Origin of the sequence: Sphingopyxis witflariensis (genome assembly GCF_002205635.1) — a bacterium.
In the GTDB taxonomy this organism is placed as follows: domain Bacteria; phylum Pseudomonadota; class Alphaproteobacteria; order Sphingomonadales; family Sphingomonadaceae; genus Sphingopyxis; species Sphingopyxis witflariensis.
In genome coordinates, this window is sequence record NZ_NISJ01000006.1 from 152,482 (window position 1) to 173,278 (window position 20,797).

Here is a 20,797-nt window from a genome sequence, read left to right on the forward strand (position 1 = left end):
TCACAGGGACATGGTCGATCGTCGGCGAAGCAGCTTGCGCCCTTCACTGAACCACAGGACCGCACTACCCATGGCCAGGCAGATCAGCCAGTCATCCAACGCCAGCGGAACCGTGCCGAAAGCCGCATTCAGTGGCGAAAGATGGATTACCGCTACCTGCAGCAAGGCTGACAGGAGAACCGCAGCCCATAGCCAGCGGTTTGCGAACCAATGGGTAAATGCGCTGACAACGTCGGATCGTGCGCAGAACGCATTGAAGAGCTGCGCAAACACCAAAGTAGTGAAGCCGGCGGTGCGGGCGTGGTCTATATCATGGCTACCCTCGACCAGACCGCCTGGCAGATAGATGTCGATTGTCGCAAGGGCGGCTAGCGCCATCACCAGCCCAAGACTCAACACATCGCGCCACATCCGCGCATCAATGGTAGGCGAGCTGCGCCGGCGGGGCGGGCGCTCCATCACGTCGCCGATCTCCGGGTCGACCCCCATGGCAAGGGCAGGCCCGGAATCGGTAATAAGGTTTATCCACAGGATCTGCGTTGCCAGCAATGGCAAGACCAGACCAGTTCCATTGCTCGCATCGTCGAGGCCGATGACCCCCGCGCCGACAACGCCCAGGAATACCGTCAGCACTTCGCCCATGTTGGAGGAAAGAAGGTAGCGCAGGAACTTGCGTATATTGTCGAAGATGGCCCGGCCTTCGCGCACGGCCGCAACGATCGTGGCGAAATTGTCGTCGGCCAGGATCATCTTCGCGGCCTCTTTCGTCACTTCGGTGCCGGTCTGGCCCATCGCGATCCCGATGTCCGCAGACTTGAGTGCCGGGGCATCGTTCACCCCATCGCCGGTCATTGCGACGATCTCGCCATCTGTCTGCAAGGCATCGACGATCCGCAGCTTGTGAACCGGCGCAACCCGCGCATAGACTTGCGTCTCGCGAACCGCGCGGGCCAACTGCATGTCATCCAGCGCATCGAGGTCGGTCCCGGTCAGTACCCTTGCATCATTCGATGTTATTCCAAGTTGTGCCGCGATCCGAGCAGCAGTGCGGGGATGATCGCCGGTGATCATAACGACACGAATGCCCGCGCGCTGCGCCTCGGCGATCGCGTTGGCGGCCTCTTCGCGCGGAGGATCGATGATGCCCACCGTGCCGACGAAGATCAGGTCGCGTTCAAGCGATCCATCCAGCTTTGCCTCTTCGCCGGGAACAAGCGGACGATAGGCAACCGCGAGCGTTCGAAGCGCGTCATTCGAAAGCCGCTCGACATCGGCGCGAGCTTTTGCCCGGACAATGTCGTCGAAGGGCCGGATGTCCATGCCGACGCGGATGCCCGTGCATCGATCCATCAGCACATCGGGGGCACCCTTTGCGATCAGCACGAGTTCGCCGCCGTGCTCCCGGTCGCGCTCGATCGTCGACATCATCTTGCGTTCAGACGTGAAGGGCAATTCGGCAGTGCGTTCGAACCGTGCCTGTCGTCGGGTGTCGGCGCCCAACTTCTTTTCGGCAACCAGGAAGGCCGCCTCGGTCGGATCGCCATCGATGGCCCAGGTCCCGTCGGCTAGCATGCGAAGACCGGCGTTGCCGGCAAGGCTGCCGCCGCTCAGCACGACGATATGCTCCGCCCTCAGCGCGTCATCGAGCGATGCACTGCCTTGCGCCTCGAAAGTGCCGTGCGGCGAGTAGCCCGTGCCCGTCACCCGGCTTTCGCCCGAAGCCGTGATGACGCGCTGGATGGTCATCTGCGAGCGGGTAAGCGTACCTGTCTTGTCGGAGCAGATGACCGTCGCCGAACCCAGGGTTTCGACCGAGGAAAGCTTCTTCACCACGGCGTTGTGCGCCGCCATTCGCTGAACCCCGAGAGCTAGGACGAGCGACAAGATCGCCGGCAGTCCCTCCGGCACGGCGGCGACCGCAAGCGAGACGCCCAGGAGCAGGACAGTTGCGATGTCGTTCGGCGTCTCGACCGGTTGGACGATAATCAGCGTCGCCATGACAACTGCCGCGATGATCACCACGCTTGTGCCGAGGATCCGCCCCAGCCGAGCCACTTCGCGCTGTAGCGGCGTAGCCTCTTCGCGTGTCTCGTCGAGCATGGTGGCGATGCGGCCCATCTCGGTTCGCATACCGATGGCGGTGACGATTGCGCGGCCGGTGCCCTGTGCGACCGCGGTGCCTTTGAAGACCATCGAAGTCCGGTCGGCGAGGGCCGCCGGAGCGGGCAGGGTGGCCGCATCCTTTGCGACCGCTTCGCTTTCGCCGGTGAGCGATGCCTCCTGAACGCGCAGCGAGGCCGCCAGGATCAACCTCGCATCCGCACCGACTGCGTCGCCCTCCTCGAGCAGCAGCACGTCGCCAGGCACCAGTTCTCTAGCGGGTATCCGCTGCCTGCGACCGTCACGCATTACCGACGAGGTCACCGCTGTCATCTTCGCAAGTGCCGCTACCGCGCTTGCTGCCTTGCTCTCTTCGACGAAGCCCAAAACCGCGTTAAGCAGGATGACAATCGCGATGACCAAGGCGTCGACAGGCCACTCCCGCTCCCCCTCGATGAGCCAGATCGCAAGCGCCACCGCAATCGCTGCGAGGAGGAGGTAGACCAGCGGATCCCGGAACTGCGCAAGAATACGGCGCCACAGCGGCGGCCCCTTTACCGTCCGTAGTTCGTTGGAGCCAAAGCGGGCCAGGCGCTCGCTCGCATCATGCGCGGACAATCCCTTTGCAGGATCGACGCCCAGCGCGGAAGCGGCTTCCTCCGGCGATCCGGTGGATGGATCGTCGAGGTCGATCAACTCGGTCGGATCGGCCATGCGCTCTCTCGTCTCTGGTTACGCAAGCGCGCTAAGCCAGAATCGTGCTCGTCGCGATGAAGCGCTGGTGCCAAGACAGTGCCTCCTTGAGCAGCCTGGGCGATTGCTGGCCATAGGAATCCTTGCGTGCTCGCGCGAGATAGTCGGCCAACGCCGGCCGGTAGTCCGGATGGGCGCAGTTCGCGATGATGACCGGTGCGCGCTGCCTGGGACTCAAGCCGCGAAGGTCGGCAAGGTTTAGTCGGTTGTAGCAGGGCAGGTTGGTTGACCGAGACCACATTGGCAGCATTCAAGAATGCTTGCCACCGCCGCTGCCTCTCATCCATGCCTTCGGCATCCTCCGAGCATACGGGTACGCAAAGCAGGCCCGGCGAACTGGATGAAGATGCCAATTACCGCGTCGAATGTCTCCTCCGGCCAGTCCCAGCCGGTCAGATCGACCAGCCGATATTCGACGGCGACGCCGCGCCTTTTCGCCAAGCTGCGTGCCTTGTTGATCGCCAGCTCTGATATGTCCGTTGCGACAACATCATGGCCGTGCTGCGCTAGGAACACGCTGTTGCGTCCTTCGCCATCGGCTATCGCCAAAATCTTCGATCCAGGCGTGAGGCGGTGCGCTTCTCTGGCCAGGAATGCATTGGGCTGAGTGCCGAACAAGTACTTTTCCGATGCGTAGCGCTCGTTCCAGAATGTGGCCTGATCGGGCTCAGTCATGGACAGACTTCCAGGCCCCCATCGAACCCAGATATACATCCAGTTTATCGAACCCCCGGCTGGCGAGCCATCCCGCGGCAACCGTTGCGCGCATCCCACTCGCGCACATGAGCGTGTAGCGTCTGCTCGGATCGAGTTCGGAATATCGCTCGTTGAGTTCGCCAACATAGATATGCTGCGAACCATCGATAGCAGACTCGGCCCGCTCGTCGGCATCGCGCACATCGAGCAGGGTCCAGCCCTCCGGGTTGGAGTCGAGGCGGTTTTCGACTTCCTCGGTGTCGATCATCGGTATCGCGTTCATCGTACGGCCCTGTGCTGCAGCGGGCACGATACCGACATAGCCGCCCCTCACATTGTCGAGCGCAATACGCATGAGGTGGGTCATCGCCCCTTCGAGTTGATCTTCGTCGGAGGCGATAAAGGCCAGACTTTCACCCTCGCGGATGAACCAGCCTGCGAAAGCGGAAATCATGCCGACCGGCAGGTTCATCGATCCGAGAAGATGGCCGGAAGCGAAGGCGAGTGGCTCGCGCACGTCTACGAGGTGGTCGACGTCGAGGCCCTCCAGTTCGGCGAGCGACAGGCGTTTCGGACGTGTGACACGCGGTGCAGGCTCCCCACCTTCAAGGTTCAGCCGCTCCATCAGCCGGAAGTAGGGTGGCCGGTAATGATTTTCCTCCACCTTGAAGTCGATAAACGCATCGCGGCTGTCGAACTGGAGGCGCGGATTGTTGACGCGTTCATGACCCAGGGTGGAGAATTCGCGCTCCGCCATTCCCGATCCGCACACCGAGCCGGCGCCATGCGCCGGGTAGAGGATGACCTGGTCCCCAAGGGCGAGGATTTTCTGGAGAGAATCGTAAAGCAGTCCAGCCACTTCGCGTTTCCGTTCGGGATAGAAATCGGTCCGACCGACATCGCCGATAAACAGCGCGTCTCCGGTGAAAACCCCCACTGGTCCATGCGGGTAGGCCGTATCGCGGAGTACGAAAGCGAGATGATCGTCCGTATGACCCGGGGTTTCCAATACCTCCAGTTTAAGTTGGCCGATCTCGAACTCGTCGCCCTCGCGTGCGATCTCGGCGTACTCTACATTGCCTGCAGCGTTGGGGCCGTGGAGAACCCGTGCGCCGGTGATCCCTTTCAGAATCGGCGCGCCGGAAACCAGATCTTCATTGCGGTGAGTTTCGAATATGTGCGTGATTTCCAGCCCCTCCGCGCGCGCCAGTTCAAGGTAGCATTCGCAGTCGCGACGTGGATCGATCACCGCGGCCTTGCCGCCAGAGCCGATGAGGTAGGACAAGTGGGACAGACCGGGCGTCTTGATTTTTTCGAGCAGCATATTGTCTCCCTAGATAGCAAAAAGCGGGACCGGCGCGAACCGATCCCGCTGTTAAAAAATTCAAATGAGGTTCGCGCTCAATCGATTTTGACCGTGCGCAGGTAGGGGCGCAGTGTGGTGAAGCCCTGCGGAAAGCGGGATTTCGCGTCTTCATCGGAGACCGAGGGCGGAATGATGGCTTCCTTGCCTTCGCGCCAATCAGCGGGCGTGGCCACGCCATGCTTATCGCTGAACTGAAGAGCATCGATCGCACGCAGTATCTCGTCGAAGTTGCGGCCCACGCTCATGGGGTAGGTCATTGTAAGCCGGATCTTTTTATCGGGGTCGATGATGAAGACGGATCGGACAGCTGCCGTTTCGCTCTGATCCGGGTGGATCATGTCGTAGAGCTTTGCGATCTTGAGGTCTGCGTCCGCCACGATGGGGAACACGAGGTTCGTGTTCTGGGTTTCATTGACGTCCTCAATCCATTTGGCGTGCTCTTCCGCCGTGTCGGTCGAGAGGCCGAGCGGCTTCACGTTGCGTTTGTCGAACTCGCTGGCAAGTTGGGCAGTGCGGCCCATTTCCGTAGTGCAAACGGGCGTGAAGTCGGCCGGGTGGCTGAAGAAGAAAACCCAACTGTCGCCGGCCCATTCATGGAGGCTGATCTCACCGTTCTGGGTGCCGACGGTGAAGTCGGGGGCGATATCACCGATATGAAGGCTCATAGGAATTTCCTCGTTTGGGATTGATGCAGTCTTTCTACTCTTCCCCGACCAAGACGACTAATTCAAATTATCGAATGCATTAATCGATAAATCATTATTATGGTGTTTCGAGGCAAACCGTTGGCATCAAGTCGATAATTTGGGTCATGGTTTAATGCATGAATGTAATTGATGGCCCCGAACAGTTGGTCAGGGCACTAAGGAGATGACGTCTCGTGCTGTAGGTCAGCCTTTCAGCCACAGCCTGATGACGTAAGCGACGATTCCAAGAACCGTGACGCTCGCAAGCCATATACCAGCCATCCACCCCAAACGTTGGCATAGCGGGCGCTCTTTCGTCTCGCTCATCAGTGGTAGCCCTCGTTCGTAACTTTGCCGCGGAACACCCAATAGGCCCATGCGGTGTAGGCGATGATGAGCGGCATCGTAATTGCGACGCCGACCAGCATGAAGATCTGGCTTCGCTCCGGCGCGGCAGCCTCCCAGATTGTCAGGCCGGGCGGCACCACATAGGGCCACATAGTGACGCCCAGTCCTGCCATGCCGAAGAAGAACAGCGCGATAGAAAGCCAGAAGGGCTTGCTGTGCCTCTCCACCGAGAGTGCGCGCAGTAGCGCCAGCGCGACCAGCCCTGTCAGAATAGGCACAGGTGCGGCGAAATAGATTTCCGGAGCCGTGAGCCAGCGTTCTGCATATTCGGCATTGAGAAAGACATTGTAGAGGCTGACCCCGACCATCAGGACTAGGGTGGCCCACGCGGCTTTTTTCCCAAGAGAACGCGCATGATCCTGACCTTCACCTTCCAGCTTCCAGACCAGCCACGTCGCGCCGAGCAGGGCGTAGCCCGCCACGGTGCCAAGGCCGGTCAGCAGGGTGTAGGGCGTCAGCCAGTTGAACCAGCTACCAGCATAAGACCGGTCGACGACTTCGATGCCTTGCAAGAGCGCCCCGAGCGTCATGCCCTGCGCCATGGCAGCAACCAGCGAACCGCCGGTGAATGCGACATCCCAGTATCTCCGGTGACCGGGGTCCCGCCAACGGTATTCGAAGGCCACGCCGCGAAAAACGAGACCCAGCAGCATGGCGATGATAAGCGGATAGGTCGCTGGCAGTATGATGGCATAGGCCAATGGGAATGCAGCAAACAGCCCTCCGCCGCCTAGCACCAGCCAGGTCTCGTTGCCATCCCAGACCGGCGCGATCGAATTCATAGCGCGGTCGCGTTCCAGTCCGACCTCGAAGGTCGGGAACAGGATGCCAATACCGAGATCGAAGCCGTCCATAATGACATAGGCGAACACGGCGAAGGCAATGATGAACGCCCAGATGGTCGTCAGGTCCACGTTAACGGCCATTGGTCGCCTCCTCATGATCGCGTGGCAATGTATCGGGATCGCCCGGATTCTGGGACGGGCCTGGCGTGATGCCAGCTGTACGGATCGGCCCCTTGTCGCCACGCTTGACCCCGACTTCGCCCGTATGGGGCGGTTTGTGCATCAGGTGCAGGATGTACCAGACACCCGCGCCGAAAACCGCGAAGTAGACGACCACGAAAGCAAGGAGAGAGGCAGCAACAGCGGGCGCATCGAGCGGGCTTGCCGCATCCGCCGTTCGTAGCAGGTTGTAGATTACATAAGGTTGGCGACCGACTTCGGTGGTGATCCATCCGGCGATGACCGCGACGAACCCGCTGGGCGCCATGACCAGAGCCGCGCGGTGCAGCATGGGCCTGTCGTAGAGTTTTTTGCGGAAGCGTGCCACCAGGCTCCACAGCCCTAGACCGAGCATCGCGAAGCCAATGCCCACCATTATGCGGAAGGACCAGAAAACGATGCCGACCGGCGGTTCCTCGTCGTCCGGGATCGTATCCAGTCCCGCCAGCGGAGCGTTAAGGTCGTGCTTCAGGATAAGTGAGGATGCCTTCGGAACTTCGATTGCGTAGTCCACTCGTTTTTCCTCGCTGTTCGGAATTCCGAACAGGATAAGCGGCGCGCCATCAGGGTGGCTCTCGAAATGCCCCTCCATCGCCATGACCTTCTGCGGCTGATGCTCCAACGTGTTGAGCCCGTGCATGTCGCCCGCAAAGATCTGGATAGGTGCGACGATGGTCGCCATCCACATGGCCATTGAGAACATTTTGCGTGCGTGGGCGTTCGTCCGGTCCTTCAGCAGATGCCATGCCCCGACCCCGCCGACCACGAAGGCGGTCGTGAGATAGGCCGCGATAACCGTGTGAACGAGGCGGTAGGGGAAGCTCGGATTGAACACGATATCCCACCAGCTTTCGCCCGGCAGGTATTGGCCGCTCGCGCCGATTTCGTAGCCTACGGGTGTCTGCATCCAGCTGTTGACCGACAGAATCCAGAAGGCGCTGATGAATGTGCCCAGCGCGACCATCAGCGTGGCTGCGAAGTGCAACTTCTTGCCGACCTTGTTCATGCCGAACAGCATGACCCCCAGGAAGCCTGCTTCGAGGAAGAAGGCTGTCAGGACCTCATAGGCCATCAGTGGCCCGATCACAGGTCCGGCGATATCGGAAAAGACCGACCAGTTTGTCCCGAACTGGTAGGACATGACGATACCCGACACGACACCCATAGCGAAGGCGATCGCAAAGATTTTCAGCCAATATTTGAACAGGTCGAGATAGATCGTCTTGCCGGTCTTGAGCCACAGCCCTTCCAGAACGGCAAGATAGCTGGCTAGTCCGATCGAAAAAGCCGGAAAGATGAAGTGGAAGCTTACCGTAAAGGCGAACTGGATGCGGGCCAACAACAAGGCGTCGAATTGCTCAAACATGATCTATCCGTTTTGCTTGTCGGCGCTTGCCCTGCGCCAGCGGTAGAACGTCTTTTCTGAAATCTCGATTTCCCGGCAGCTCTCGCAGACCCATTTCCCGGACGCGATCAGAGCCTCGATCTCGCGGCAGCGCGCATCCTTGTTGGATAGGGCGGGCATCAGATCATTCCCCTCGCGGCGTCTGCGATAGGCTCCGCGGGTATGCCGCCATTGACCGCAAGTTCGCGGAAAGCGCGGTTTTGCGACAGGAAGACTTGGCCATTCAATTCCTCGACGAAATGCGTCCGCTTCAGCCGGTCCATGACCGGTCCCTTCACTTCTGAAAGGTGCAGGCCGATCCCGGCGTCGGTGAGGCGGTGGTTGATGGCTTCCAGGCTCTCGAGGCCTGAAGCATCGATTTCGTTCACCGCGCTACACATCAGGATCACGTGGCGCACATCAGGGCGATCAGCGATCTCCTCCAACACATATTCTTCCAGCCAGCGTGCGTTGAGATAGGTCAGGCTTTCGTCGATCCGGATCGAAAGGACATGCGGCACCGTGAAGACCTTGTGCCGATCGACATTGCGGAAGTGTTCGGTTTCAGGAACGCGGCCGACGATGGCGGCATGCGGCCGGCTCGCTCTCCAGAGATAGAGCAGCAGGCCCACTCCGACTCCCGCGATCACGCCCATCTCGACACCCGCGAGCAGCGTGATGACAATCGTCACCATATGCGCGGCGAAATCGGCCTTCGAATAGTTCCATAATTGCCTTGGTGTCTTGAGGTCGACAAGGCTGAGGACTGCGACAATGATTGTGGCAGCCAGGGTTGCGATGGGCAGGTTGAATAGGAGCGGCGTGAGGAATAGGCCGGCCAGCGCTATGCCTACGGCGGTGTAGGCCCCAGCCGCCGGGGTCTCCGCACCGGCGTCGAAATTGACGACTGAGCGGGCGAAACCGCCGGTGACGGGATATCCGCCGGAAAAAGCGCTGGCGATGTTGGAGGCACCAAGCCCGATCAGTTCCTGGTTCGGCGCTATCCGCTGGCGCCGCTTTGCCGCGAGGGTCTGCGCTACGGACACGCTTTCGACGAAGCCGATGATCGAGATCAGCAGTGCTGGCACCCAAAGCTGGCCGATGAGGCCGGGATCGGTGGAAGGCAGGGCAAAGGGCGGGAGGCCTTGCGGGATCGCGCCCACCAGATTGACGCCGCGCTCTCCGAGATCGAATGCAATGACGGCCAGGATCGTGAGAACGACGGCTACGACCGGCCCTGCCTTGGCCGATATGTCCGCCGCGCGAGGACTGAGGCCCAGTTTGACCAGCGCGGGCTTCAGGCCCTTGCGGACCCAGAACAGGAACAGGGTTGCGGGAATGCCGATGGTCAGTGTCGGAAGGCTGATCGCGTCGATAGAGGAGGTCAGCCCCCGCAGCATTTGCGGCCAAGTGTCGCCACCGGCCGATACGCCGAGGATGTGCTTAAGCTGGCTGGTCGCGATCAGGATACCGCTGGCGGTGATGAAGCCGCTGATGACCGGGTGGGACAGCAGGTTGGCGAGGAAACCCATGCGAAGGAAACCGAGCACCGCAAGCATCACACCCGATAGCGCCGCCAGGGTGATTGCCGCTTCGAGATAGAGCGCGGTGCCTTGCGCAGCCACTGCCCCCGCCGCGCTGGCCGTCATCAGCGAAACGACGGCAACAGGCCCGACCGCGAGCGTGCGGCTTGTGCCGAAGATGGCATAGGCCACCAGTGGCAGGATCGAGGCATAGAGGCCGACCACCGGCGGCAGTCCCGCGAGTAGCGCATAGGCGAGGCTCTGCGGGATCAGCATGATCGTGACGATGACCGCTGCGACCAGATCGTTGGTCAGAACCGATCCATTATAGGTGCGGCCCCATTCAAGGACGGGTAGGTATTGCGACAACAGCCCGGGCTTGCGCTGGCGCGTCAAGCCGGACGGCTTGGAAACCGTATCGGAGGTGCTGTCGTCCACGGTTACGCCGCCTTCTTGATCTGCGGTTTGACCAACCACTCATGCCCTTTGAGCATGCCGTTCCAGTATATCCATGGCAGTGCCTTTGATTTCAGAAGCCAGCTCAGCGTGCGGGGTCGTGTGCCGTCGATCAACCAGTTCGGGAAGCTGGGCAGGAGTTTTCCATCATAGCCGAATTCGGCGAGTACGACTTTTCCGCGTTCAACAGTCAGCGGGCATGAGCCATATCCATCGTAGTCCGCGACGGGCTCCTTTGCGTCCAGCGCGGCGAGCGCATTGACCGCAACGATCGGCGCCTGCTTTCGCGCAGCAGCTGCGGTCTTTGCGTTGGGCGTGGACCCGGCATCGCCTGCGCCGAAAACATTGGAGTAGCGGACGTGCTGGAGCGTGAACTTGTCGATATCGACGAAGCCGCTGTCTGCGTTGGCAAGCGGGCTGTCGGCGACAAACTGCGGGGCAACCTGCGGAGGCACCGCGTGAAGCATGTCGAATTCGACAGTTTCCTCACCAGCTTCGGTTTTGAAAACAGCCTTCTGACCGGGCCCGTCCACAGAGATCAGCGTCTGATTGAGTTTCAGGTCGATGCCGTATTTCTCGACATACTCCATCAGCGCTGGGACGTATTCCTTGACGCCGAACAACACGCCACCGGCGTTGCGAAATTCGACATCGATGTTGTTCAGGACGCCGCGATCCATCCATGCGTCGCAGGCCAGATACATCGCCTTTTGCGGTGCGCCGGCGCATTTGATCGGCATGGACGGTTGATGGAAGATCGCCCTACCAGACTTGAGATTGCGGACCAGTTCCCAGGTGTAAGGCGCTAGATCATAACGATAATTGGACGTGACCCCATTCTTGCCGAGCGCGCTCTCCAATCCTTCGATCTTTTCCCACGCTAGGCGAATGCCGGGTGTTACAATGAGTATTTTGTAGGCAATGGTGCTGCCATCAGCGAGCGTGACTTGATTGTTTTCCGGCTGAAAGGAGGCCGCAGCCTGCCGCAGCCATGTCGCACGGTCAGGCATGACGCTGGACATATCGCGCCGCGTGACCGGGGCGTCAAAGACGCCGCCGCCCACCATGGTCCAGCCCGGTTGGTAATAGTGATCCTCGCTGGGCTCGATGATCGCGAGGTCGAGCGAAGGACGTCGTTTCAGCATCGACGAAGCGGTCGCGATCCCTGCCGAACCTCCGCCTATTATGACGACTTCGTGTTGCAGCTTCTGTGCCATGACAAACTCTCCAGTAATTTTCTGATTATTGGTCGAGCCGTTCGCGCAGGGCGGACAGATCGTAGCCCGCGCGCTGTGCACGTTCGATGCGCTCATCGGCGCTTGCATTTTCGACGTTCGCGAGCGCATCGAGCGTGATTGAGCGTGTGCCGGTGCGGCAATAGGCCAGCACCTTGCCATCCGCCTTTTCGCGAACCTTGGCGAAGGCTCTGACCGCGACTTCGGGAAACTCGCCGCCTGTAACCGGAATGTGATGAAAGGCTAGGCCTGCGACCTCTGCGGCATCTCGCATCGTCGCGACAGTAGGTTGGCCGGGTTCTTCGCGGTCGAGCCTGTTGCAGATGACTGTGTCGTAACCGGCCTCGGTCAGTTTCTGCAAGTCGTCGGGCCGGAGTTGGGGCGAGACCGCGAATGTCTCGGTCACATTTGCGAGCTTCATGATGAGGCACCTTCCGCAATCCGCACGGCTGCCATGCCGGCAAGCATTGCAATGACAAAGATCGCGGCAGCCGCAGGTTCGATGACGAGCGCAGCAATGCCCGGCCCCGGGCACAGCCCAGCGATCCCCCAGCCGACTCCGAAGAGAACGGCACCGCCTATCAGGCGCGGGGTCAGATCCGATTTCGTTGGCAGGTGAAACTGCTCGGCGATGATGGGTTCCGCCATGCGCGGCACGATACGCCAGGCGATGGCCATCACGATCACCGCACCGCCCATGACGAAGGCGAGCGTTGGATCCCAATCACCAAAGATGTCAAGAAACCCGCGCACACGTGCCGGATCGGTCATCCCGCCTAGTGCGAGACCCGCGCCGAACAAGGTGCCGGAAGCGAGGGACGCAATACCAGTGCGCATCATAGCACCTCCACACCCAGAATGTTCATGATGGCGACGGTTGCGATTCCGGCTGCCATGAAGGTGATGGTCGCGACTATTGAACGGGAGGATAGTCGGCTGACACCGCAGACACCGTGGCCGCTGGTGCAGCCACTACCCAGGCGCGTCCCTATTCCTACAAGCAGTCCGGCGATTGCCAGTGTGACCGGGTTGGCAAAGCTGGCCTGAAGGCCGCCCGATGCCAGCACCACGATTAATGCACCGAGCGGAAGCCCGATAACGAACATCCACGCGCCGCTGCGCGCGATGCCGCTACCGCCAAGTCCGACCGCCTTGGCGGCGAGCCCGGAGACGCCAGCGATCCGACCCAACGCCAGCAGCATCAGCGCGGCGGCAAGGCCAATGAGCACACCGCCCGCCAATCCGGCGAGCGGCGCGGCTTCGGGAAAACCGGGAAGCGTCATACGGCGTTGACCGGAATCTTAATGTAGCTCACGCCGTTGTCTTCGGGATCGGGCAAACGTCCCCCGCGGATATTGACCTGCACCGAAGGCATGATCAGGTTCGGCATGGCGAGCGTCTTGTCGCGGGTCGTCCGCATCTTTACGAAGTCCTCTTCGCTCACCCCGTCCTTGATGTGCACGTTCTCTTCGCGCTGCTGTCGGACGGTTGTCTCCCATGCGTATTCGTCGCGGCCCGGCGCCTTGTAATCGTGGCACAGGAAGAGCCGGGTTTCGTCCGGAAGCGAGAGCAGGCGGCGGATCGAGCGATAGAGCTGATGTGCATCGCCCCCCGGGAAGTCAGCACGCGCGGTCCCGAAATCCGGCATGAAGATCGTATCACCCACGAAAGCGGCATCGCCGATGATGAAGGCCATGTCGGCAGGTGTATGGCCGGGGACATGTAGGGCGATACCTTCCAATTCGCCGACCTTGAAGGTTTCGCCATCGTCGAACAGCTTGTCGAACTGCGACCCGTCGCGTTCAAAATCGGTTCCCGCATTGAACAGTTTGCCAAAAACTTCCTGCACGCGGATGATATCGCGACCGATAGTAAGTTTCCCGCCGAGCCGTTCCTGCAGGTAGGGGGCGGCCGAAATATGATCTGCATGGGCGTGGGTCTCGATAAGCCAGATCACTTTCAGATTATTGGAAGTGATGTATTCGATTATCCGATCCGCAGAGCCATTCGAGGTGCGCCCGGAGGCCGCCTCGAAATCCAGTACCGAGTCGATAATCGCTGCTTCATGGGTTCTGGGATCATGCACCACATAAGATATGGTGTTCGTGGCTTCGTCAAAGAACCCCGCAATCGACGGGCGCAGGCATTTCTCGGCCTGCGCCCGTCCGATCTGTGCGGCGGCAAGCTCAAGTTTCGGATCGTCAGACATGACTGCATCTCCAAATAATTACATAAATTAGTTATATGTGTTGCTATTCTCTTGTCAAGTGGTATGAAGGCGTGATGAGTGAGATGATCGAACCTGCCGCCGAGCGAGAGGTACCCTGCGCCGGTCTGCGTATCGGAGATGTGGCTCCGGACTTTTCGGCGCGAAGCACGACCGGAGATGTTCGCCTCTCCGACTACCGAGGGCGGTGGTTGATTCTGTTCTCGCATCCCGCCGATTTTACGCCCGTCTGCACCACCGAATTCGTCGCTCTGGCTGGTTCAGCGGACGAGTTCGAAAGGCGCGACTGCGCGCTGTTGGCTCTCTCGGTGGACAGCCTGTTCTCGCATTTTGCCTGGCTGAGACTTATCCGTGATCGCTACGACATCGAAGTGCGCTTTCCGATCGTTGAGGATCCGACACTCGTAATCGGCCGGGCTTACGGGATGGTGGCGCCGCATGATAACGACAGCGCGACTGTGCGTACGACATTCTTTATCGATCCAGCCGGGGTCATTCGCGCGATGACCTGCTATCCAGCCAACGTCGGGCGATCGACACCCGAGATGCTGCGGACCCTCGATGCGCTCCAGGCAGTCGATGACGGTCCCGTTCTGGCCCCTGCAAACTGGGTGCCGGGCGAGGCCTTGCTGGTTCAGCCCGATGCCTCGCTCGATAGCGTCTTCTCCGCGAAAGGCCACACCGATTGGTTCATGAAGGAAGTCAAGCGGGGATCGCGGAAATGACCGACGAAGAGCTGGTCGATGTTCTGAAGGCTCTCGCCCATCCGGTGCGTCTGCGTATCATGCAGGCGCTCACTGGTGCCGAACGCAATGTGGGCGAGATCGACGAAGCTGCCGATATTGGCCAGCCGACCCTTTCCCAACACTTGGCGGTACTGCGAAATGCAGGGCTGGTAAAAACCCGCAAGGACGCCAAGCTTGTCTATTATCGGATCGACGACAGCAGGCTCGCGAAGGTCGTGAGTGCGACGGGAGGGCTCGGCGGACTGTCCGCCGGGCCGGTGCGTCAGTCGCGGCAGCCGACTCCTGGAGTAGCCAATTTTGCAAAAATGGGATAATCACAGGTGAGGTGATGCCGCCTTCTTGGACAGTTTGGCGGCTGTGTTCAGCTAATCACCGTCCGCCGATAGACCTCCACCGGCCCCTGCCATCCATCCTGATGCGGACGTCGGCCTCGCGCAGAACGCTGGTGACGCGAAGCTGGTGGACGGCGATCCTCCTCGGCCTGCGTTCGGATCGGCGGATGTAATCACGTTCGAACACACCCTCACGATGTGTTCAGCACCGGACCAATCAGGGCAAATCCGACATTAAGCGAAGGCACTATCGGTGGCCTAAGTGAAGAGACACTCGAGATTCGGTGGATAACCTAATATGCCTTTCGGGCTTGGGGGTATCGATGGGGGTATTTTCAGGCGGTGCAGATAAAATATGTCATGTGCCCAACGGTATAGATCGGAAACGCAAGTCCCTCCTCCATCTCATAAAGGTGGTCCGCGCACTAATGTATGCGGACGACCTGGAAAGTATCCGGAGGCACGATGGGGGCATTCGGTTCGGTATACGACCGGAAGGGACCGTTCTTGGGGCTTTGATCCACCATATAGAGGAAGACTTCGGCCTAGCAGAATGCTCGTTATGCCTCCTTGCATCAGCCTGTGGTTTGATCAGTATATCGATGCACTCAATGCCTGGCTCGAGGCACAATGCATCGCGCAATGGGGCCATATCCAGCATGGCGTTCTGCCCGGCACTGTCGCCGATGTGCATGCCGCGGAGGCCGCCAGCCTGATGCCGCTGGGGCGGACCTTCGACGGCTTCGTCGAGCACACCAAGCGGGTATCGCCGACTTGCCTCGTGAACTTCGAGCGCAACCGGTACTCGGTGCCGGCCTCCTTCGCCAACCGACCGGTGAGCCTGCGGGTCTACCCTGAGGGCATTCGGGGCCCAGCCGGAAAGGGCGGGGATTTTTGGGTGGGGTCTACTCGCAGGATCTTCACCCGAAATAATCATCGTGGGAGTGCACTCTCCCGACCAATGAGGGTGTCGAAGCTCGACGCTATGTTTCCATTACGCAAATCAGGCGCCGGACAGCGCTGACGAACATCATTAAAAAGACCAGAGCAAAAAGGCCGATATCTTCCAGTCTTTTGGGGCTTGGCGCTGACCAAATATTTGTGGTGCGTTCACGGTTGGCCCTTTGTGGAGAAACGACGGTGCGCGATACCTTCAAGGCTAAGTCTAGCTCTTCAATACTCCGCTTCGTGAAGCCCCAGGCTCGCGGCCGCCTCATCCGGGACGAAGCGTGCTGGAGGGCATTCGCCGTCTGCACAGGGGCCGATTGCCAATGTGCGAGCGGTCAGTTCAGGGTCACACCCACCGACACTCTCGTTCACTCCGCCAGAAAAGGTAATGGTGCCGTCGTCATTGTGTGGCCTGCTGCCGGTTTGGTGGACACCGAGATAGGGTGTTTCCACCTATCGGAGGTCCACAATGCAAAGAAGGAAGTTCAGCCGCGAGTTCAAGCTTGAGGCGGTGAGGATGGTCCGCGAACGCGGGGTGACGATCGCCCAGGCGTCGCGCGATCTGGATGTGCATGCGAACGTGCTGCGTAAATGGGTCCGGGAGCTTGCCGCCGATCCGGGTCATGCCTTTCCCGGTCACGGTCAGATGAAGCCGGAGCAGATGGAGATCGATCGCCTGCGGCGCGAGCTGGCCAAGCTGAAGGCGGAACGCGACATCCTAAAAAAAGCCGCCGCCTACTTCGCGAGGGACTCGATATGAAGTTCCAGTTCATCGCGAAGCACCGAGGGATCTGGCCGGTGGCATGGATGTGCGGGGCGCTCGGTGTCTCGCGAAGCGGTTTCCATGCCTGGCTGATCCGCCCGCCGTCGCAGCGTGCCCGCGACGACGAGGTGATCGGTGCCAAGGTCCGTGCCAGCCATGTAGGAAGTTATCGCACCTATGGTGCGCGCCGTGTCTGGCACGATCTGCTGGCCGACGGGGTATCCTGCGGCTTGCACCGGATCGAACGACTGATGCGGGCGCAGGGTCTGCGAGCAAGGCCGCGGCGACGCGGGCTTCCCAAGGATCATGGCGAGCGGTCGGTCATCGCCGGCAATGTGCTGGATCGCCAGTTCACGGCAGACAGGCCGAACCAGAAGTGGGTCGCAGACTTCACCTATATCTGGACGGCCGAAGGATGGCTCTACGTTGCTGCGGTGATCGACCTGTTCTCGCGCCGGGTAGTCGGATGGTCGATGAGCGCCACCATGACAGCCCAGCTCGTCACCGATGCGCTGATCATGGCGATCTGGCGGCGTGGCAAACCCGACGCGCTGCTGCATCACTCGGATCAGGGAAGCCAATATACCAGCGAGCAGTTCCAGCGGCTGATGGCCGATAATGGGGTTACCTGCTCGATGAGCCGGTCCGGCAATGTATGGGATAATGCCGCCATGGAGAGCTTCTTCTCCTCGCTCAAGACCGAGCGGATCGGGAAGAAAATCTACCGCACGAGGGCGCAGGCGAAGGCCGACGTGTTCGATTATATCGAATGCTTCTACAACCCGACCCGGCGTCACTCGACCCTGGGTTACCTCAGTCCCATCGACTTCGAACGTGAAGCTGGGGTAGCCTGAATGAACTTATCTCGGCGTCCATCAAACCGGCAGCAGGCCAGTGGACGAAGCTATCAGGCGCTCCAAGCGAAGGGATAGGCCAGGGGTTGTCCTGGCTCGCCTCTGACCAGAGCGTGGTTATGCGAACGTGACGGCTATGTGGCGCGACTTCCTTCGGATAAGTGACAGAAAAGCCAACGATACAGTGGTTTTCACGATCAAGGATCTGTGGGCTGAACGTTACTTCATGCGGCGATTCTGCCGTGACCGTTTGAGCAGCGGCGGCAGCCGGACAGGTGGTCACAGCGAGCGCGACGACCACTGCCAATTGTATCGATTTCATCTAGCCGTCCCCTTTCTCTCGCTTCGAGGCGCTGTCCCTTGTGATGGTTTCGCCAAAGGGAGCTGCTACCTTCCGGGAAATATTACCCTTGCACCAAGGCGCGCCGGCCCTGGCCCTGCCGGCCGAGGCAGCTTGACTTGCTGTTTTACTGACTGAGACTATCCAGTTTGATGTCAAACGTCAGTTCGACTGCATGGCTTTTGCTGTCATCAATGGTCCGCCCGAAGTCTGTTGAATGACCGAGTTTCGCGGACACAGAACCACTGAGGTGCAATTGCTCGCCGGATTTCTCAACCTTGTTCAATGTCACGGGTGCGGTCGACGATGATGAAAGGTAGAAGGCCCGCTTCCCCTCGCCATTGTCGAGCGTAATTTCCGGATTGTTTGGCTTCCCGCCTCCGAGTTCAAAGCCGAAAGCAATATTGCCGATGTCGTCAGGCCCGCTCACTTTTCGGGCCATGACAGACACCGTGCCGCTGCTGGCATCACCTGTGAAATCCGACTGCATTGTCCACAGTGACCAGCTGGCAGGTTGCCCGTTGACTGTGCCGGTGATCAGTGTGCCCTCATCCTGCCTGCCAGTGCTGGCAGCGCCATCGCCGGCACCGCTGGATTGCGCAGCAGGGCTGGTGCCGGATTCCTGTCCATCGGGCGAACACCCTGTGATGAGCAGGGCCGCGATCGGGAGCAGGATGGCGCTGCGTTTAAAAGGGCGAAATGACATGATAGTCTCCTGGAGATAAACGGCGATCGCAGTGCGTCTTACGCCTTCAGCGTGAAGGTATGGGCATTATTGCTCGGTTTGAGTGACATCGATCTGGATCATGTAGCCTTCGACATCTTCGGGCTGCGAAACGGAGATCTGGCCGCTTTCGACGTTGCCGCCGTCGAACAGCAACCGGCCATCGGAGAGCATTCCGTCGTTGACCTGGTATCCAGCCGCCTCAAGCGCAGATTTCCATCCGGGGAATTCTGACTTGGGATCATTGGGGACACTGGCCTGCAGCAGGTATGTCCGCATGCCGATCTTGGTGTCCTGGATCACAGTGTGGCCACTTGGCAGGGCGACGCCCGCCGGCATCCAGTCCCGATTGCCCGAGGCCGAGGTGCCTGTGGCCGACATTTCCGTCTCGTCAGCCACAGCTTCATTTTCAACTGCGGTATCCTGCCCGCACGCCGCCAGCAGAAGCAGGGCAGGAGCGGCGGCGAATTTCGCGATATGGGGCTTTTTCATGAGACTCTCCTTCGCACGGCGATAGTGGGTTGCCTGTGATTCGGGCGACGGGGTCAAGCCCCAAGAATGACGGCGGCAGTGTCGGGGCAGGCCGAGCGCACTTTCGCCTCGATCCGATCGTTCAGGCGGCGATCGTAGGCTGCAACATCCTCGCCAACGTCAGTGATAAATCCGCCCAGCGAACTGCGGTGGACAGGCAGGGCTTTGAGCAGGTTGATGCACTCTGTCGTCCCGGGCTTCTCGACGGACAGGGTCGTCTCGACGAAGTGCGCCATGGCACCAACATAACAGGCATCGAGTGCCGCAATCGCATCCGTGCGTTTCTGCCCGCCGGTCGCCGTTGTTTTCAGCAGCCCTGCCGCCTTGCCGACAACGCCGGCACAGGCTTGCGAGGGGCTACGCCCTTCGCTGGCACTCTGCCACGCTCTATCGAATGATGTGCGGTAAGTTTCAGCGACGCCCGAACTGCCGCCTGTCGCTGCAGCAGCAGGCGATGTAGCCTCATCTGCCTGCTCGCCGGAGCACGCTGAAACCAACAGAAAAATGGGCGCAGATATCAGGAAGCGTCGCATGGTAAACCTCTCTCAAATCCAGAACTGCTGAGCACGCGCGGACAAATCGGAGCCAAAAGGCGGGTAACGACACCGGGTGGGGACGACACCCCACCCGAAAGTTTGCCTGGTTCAGCGGATATTCCTGCGCTGCACCATGTTGACGATCCCGAGCAGGATCACGGCGCCGACGAAAGCGATGATCAGCCCGGTCAGAGAAAATTCCTGCACACTGCCGCTGATGCCGAGCAGTGGTCCGGCAACCGCATTGCCGATCAGTGAGCCCACGATGCCGACGACGATATTCCAGAAAATGCCCATCGAGGCATCGCGGTTCATGACCAGGCTGGCCAGCCAACCGGCGATACCGCCGACGATCAGTGCAATAATCCAACCCATAGTTTCTTCCTCCTCAGTTACGGATTTCCAGGTGCGTCACGCTGACGTCCACGAATTGATCGTTGCCGATGTTCTCCGGTGCTTCGCCAGGTGACAGCATGACCCTCCAGATCAAGGCGCCAATCGCCGCGCCCACGAGGGGAGCGACCCAGAACAGCCACAATTGGCCCAGAGCCGCGGTGTCGGCGAAGAGGGCCACGCCGGTGGATCGGGCCGGATTGACCGAGGTGTTGGTGACGGGGATCGAGATCAGGTGGATCAAGGTCAGCGCCAGCCCGATGGCGATCGGCGCAAAACCGGAAGGGGCTGCCTTTGATGTCGCCCCCAAGATGACGATCAGGAACCCTGCTGTCAGCACGATCTCGATCAGCAGGGCTGCCTGCATCGAGTAGCCGCCAGGCGACAGGTCGCCAAAGCCGTTCGATGCAAAGCCGCCGGCGCTCCACCCGGTCTTGCCCGAGGCGATGACGTAGAGCACGACCGCGGCGGCAACCGCGCCCACCACCTGGGCAATCCAGTACGGGATCAGGTCCTTCCAGGAGAACCGGTTGGCGAGAGCGAGGCCCAAAGAGACCGCGGGATTGAAATGGCCGCCGGAAATCCCGCCCACTGCATAGGCCATCGTCAGGACCGTCAGGCCGAAAGCCAGCGAGACACCGGTGAACCCGATGCCGAGCTCCGGAAATCCGGCGGCCAGGACGGCCGAACCGCAGCCTCCGAATACCAGCCAGAATGTGCCGACGAATTCGGCTGCGAATTTGCGTATCATTGGTTCTCCCCCTTATGCTTGTGTGGCGCCATGAGACCAGT

General features: G+C 60.2%; 22 protein-coding genes and 2 pseudogenes. 4 read left to right on the forward strand and 20 right to left on the reverse strand.

Annotation, left to right across the window (positions count from 1 at the left end; translation table 11 throughout):
- The 15 genes and pseudogenes from CDQ91_RS12685 to CDQ91_RS12750 form a co-directional block, all read right to left on the reverse strand.
- The gene (locus CDQ91_RS12685) at nt 1–2,814 is read right to left on the reverse strand and encodes a cation-translocating P-type ATPase (RefSeq protein WP_088473091.1); all 2,814 of its coding nucleotides are present in this window, start codon (nt 2,812–2,814) and stop codon (nt 1–3) included.
- 31 nt (nt 2,815–2,845) lie between these two features.
- Nucleotides 2,846–3,049 (reverse strand): annotated as a pseudogene (locus tag CDQ91_RS12690) (acetyl-CoA hydrolase/transferase C-terminal domain-containing protein); the annotation flags it as partial.
- Nucleotides 3,050–3,132: 83 nt separating this feature from the next.
- Nucleotides 3,133–3,528, reverse strand: a complete 396-nt coding sequence (locus tag CDQ91_RS12695) for a class I SAM-dependent methyltransferase (protein ID WP_088473092.1) — start codon at nt 3,526–3,528, stop codon at nt 3,133–3,135.
- Nucleotides 3,521–4,873 (reverse strand): MBL fold metallo-hydrolase, encoded by a 1,353-nt coding sequence (locus tag CDQ91_RS12700; RefSeq protein ID WP_088473093.1) that lies wholly within the window; start codon nt 4,871–4,873, stop codon nt 3,521–3,523. Before CDQ91_RS12700 ends, CDQ91_RS12695 begins: the two co-directional genes overlap by 8 nt.
- A 77-nt stretch (nt 4,874–4,950) precedes the next feature.
- A complete protein-coding gene (locus tag CDQ91_RS12705) occupies nt 4,951–5,580 on the reverse strand; it encodes a peroxiredoxin (RefSeq protein ID WP_088473094.1) in 630 nt (209 codons plus the stop codon).
- A gap of 225 nt (nt 5,581–5,805) precedes the next feature.
- On the reverse strand, nt 5,806–5,979 hold the full coding sequence (locus tag CDQ91_RS12710) for a DUF2474 domain-containing protein (protein ID WP_336579918.1): 174 nt from the start codon (nt 5,977–5,979) through the stop codon (nt 5,806–5,808).
- Nucleotides 5,928–6,935: a cytochrome d ubiquinol oxidase subunit II gene (cydB, locus tag CDQ91_RS12715; RefSeq protein ID WP_088473096.1), complete on the reverse strand. Its 1,008-nt coding sequence runs from the start codon at nt 6,933–6,935 to the stop codon at nt 5,928–5,930. Before cydB ends, CDQ91_RS12710 begins: the two co-directional genes overlap by 52 nt.
- Nucleotides 6,925–8,379 carry a cytochrome ubiquinol oxidase subunit I gene (locus CDQ91_RS12720; RefSeq protein ID WP_088473097.1) on the reverse strand — a complete coding sequence of 485 codons (1,455 nt, stop codon included), beginning with the start codon at nt 8,377–8,379 and terminating at the stop codon, nt 6,925–6,927. The genes cydB and CDQ91_RS12720 overlap by 11 nt, the downstream gene beginning before the upstream one ends.
- Nucleotides 8,380–8,382: 3 nt before the next feature.
- Nucleotides 8,383–8,538, reverse strand: coding sequence for a hypothetical protein (locus tag CDQ91_RS21305; protein WP_158213673.1), 156 nt, complete (start codon nt 8,536–8,538; stop codon nt 8,383–8,385).
- The gene (locus CDQ91_RS12725; protein ID WP_237245967.1) at nt 8,538–10,358 is read right to left on the reverse strand and encodes a SulP family inorganic anion transporter; all 1,821 of its coding nucleotides are present in this window, start codon (nt 10,356–10,358) and stop codon (nt 8,538–8,540) included. Before CDQ91_RS12725 ends, CDQ91_RS21305 begins: the two co-directional genes overlap by 1 nt.
- A 2-nt stretch (nt 10,359–10,360) precedes the next feature.
- Nucleotides 10,361–11,593, reverse strand: coding sequence for an NAD(P)/FAD-dependent oxidoreductase (locus CDQ91_RS12730; RefSeq protein ID WP_088473098.1), 1,233 nt, complete (start codon nt 11,591–11,593; stop codon nt 10,361–10,363).
- Between the two features lie 25 nt (nt 11,594–11,618).
- Nucleotides 11,619–12,032: a protein tyrosine phosphatase family protein gene (locus CDQ91_RS12735; protein WP_088473099.1), complete on the reverse strand. Its 414-nt coding sequence runs from the start codon at nt 12,030–12,032 to the stop codon at nt 11,619–11,621.
- Nucleotides 12,029–12,451: a DUF6691 family protein gene (locus CDQ91_RS12740; protein WP_174688505.1), complete on the reverse strand. Its 423-nt coding sequence runs from the start codon at nt 12,449–12,451 to the stop codon at nt 12,029–12,031. Before CDQ91_RS12740 ends, CDQ91_RS12735 begins: the two co-directional genes overlap by 4 nt.
- The gene (locus CDQ91_RS12745) at nt 12,448–12,894 is read right to left on the reverse strand and encodes a YeeE/YedE family protein (protein WP_088473100.1); all 447 of its coding nucleotides are present in this window, start codon (nt 12,892–12,894) and stop codon (nt 12,448–12,450) included. Before CDQ91_RS12745 ends, CDQ91_RS12740 begins: the two co-directional genes overlap by 4 nt.
- Entirely contained in the window at nt 12,891–13,820 is a 930-nt protein-coding gene (locus tag CDQ91_RS12750) for an MBL fold metallo-hydrolase (RefSeq protein ID WP_088473101.1), read from the reverse strand. Before CDQ91_RS12750 ends, CDQ91_RS12745 begins: the two co-directional genes overlap by 4 nt.
- 74 nt (nt 13,821–13,894) lie before the next feature.
- Here CDQ91_RS12750 and CDQ91_RS12755 point away from each other — a divergent pair, with 74 nt between their 5' ends.
- From CDQ91_RS12755 to CDQ91_RS12770, 4 genes and pseudogenes are all read left to right on the forward strand, one after another.
- On the forward strand, nt 13,895–14,563 hold the full coding sequence (locus CDQ91_RS12755) for a peroxiredoxin (protein WP_237245968.1): 669 nt from the start codon (nt 13,895–13,897) through the stop codon (nt 14,561–14,563).
- Nucleotides 14,560–14,898: an ArsR/SmtB family transcription factor gene (locus CDQ91_RS12760; protein WP_088473102.1), complete on the forward strand. Its 339-nt coding sequence runs from the start codon at nt 14,560–14,562 to the stop codon at nt 14,896–14,898. Before CDQ91_RS12755 ends, CDQ91_RS12760 begins: the two co-directional genes overlap by 4 nt.
- Nucleotides 14,899–15,514: 616 nt before the next feature.
- A pseudogene (locus CDQ91_RS12765) lies at nt 15,515–15,775 on the forward strand (Mu transposase domain-containing protein); the annotation flags it as partial.
- A gap of 558 nt (nt 15,776–16,333) precedes the next feature.
- Nucleotides 16,334–17,481, forward strand: a protein-coding gene (locus CDQ91_RS12770) for an IS3 family transposase (RefSeq protein ID WP_088473103.1) whose coding sequence is annotated in 2 segments (ribosomal slippage) — nt 16,334–16,592 and nt 16,592–17,481 — 1,149 coding nt in all. Because the reading frame shifts where the segments join, the coding sequence is not laid out codon by codon here.
- Nucleotides 17,482–17,948: 467 nt separating this feature from the next.
- Here CDQ91_RS12770 and CDQ91_RS12775 read toward each other — a convergent pair.
- The 5 genes from CDQ91_RS12775 to aqpZ form a co-directional block, all read right to left on the reverse strand.
- Entirely contained in the window at nt 17,949–18,527 is a 579-nt protein-coding gene (locus tag CDQ91_RS12775; RefSeq protein ID WP_088473104.1) for a hypothetical protein, read from the reverse strand.
- A 66-nt stretch (nt 18,528–18,593) separates the two neighbouring features.
- On the reverse strand, nt 18,594–19,037 hold the full coding sequence (locus CDQ91_RS12780) for a hypothetical protein (RefSeq protein ID WP_088473105.1): 444 nt from the start codon (nt 19,035–19,037) through the stop codon (nt 18,594–18,596).
- Between the two features lie 53 nt (nt 19,038–19,090).
- The gene (locus tag CDQ91_RS12785) at nt 19,091–19,609 is read right to left on the reverse strand and encodes a hypothetical protein (RefSeq protein WP_088473106.1); all 519 of its coding nucleotides are present in this window, start codon (nt 19,607–19,609) and stop codon (nt 19,091–19,093) included.
- 111 nt (nt 19,610–19,720) lie between these two features.
- Entirely contained in the window at nt 19,721–19,987 is a 267-nt protein-coding gene (locus CDQ91_RS12790; protein WP_088473107.1) for a GlsB/YeaQ/YmgE family stress response membrane protein, read from the reverse strand.
- Between the two features lie 13 nt (nt 19,988–20,000).
- Nucleotides 20,001–20,756, reverse strand: coding sequence for an aquaporin Z (gene aqpZ / locus CDQ91_RS12795; RefSeq protein ID WP_088473108.1), 756 nt, complete (start codon nt 20,754–20,756; stop codon nt 20,001–20,003).
- Nucleotides 20,757–20,797: the final 41 nt, after the last annotated feature.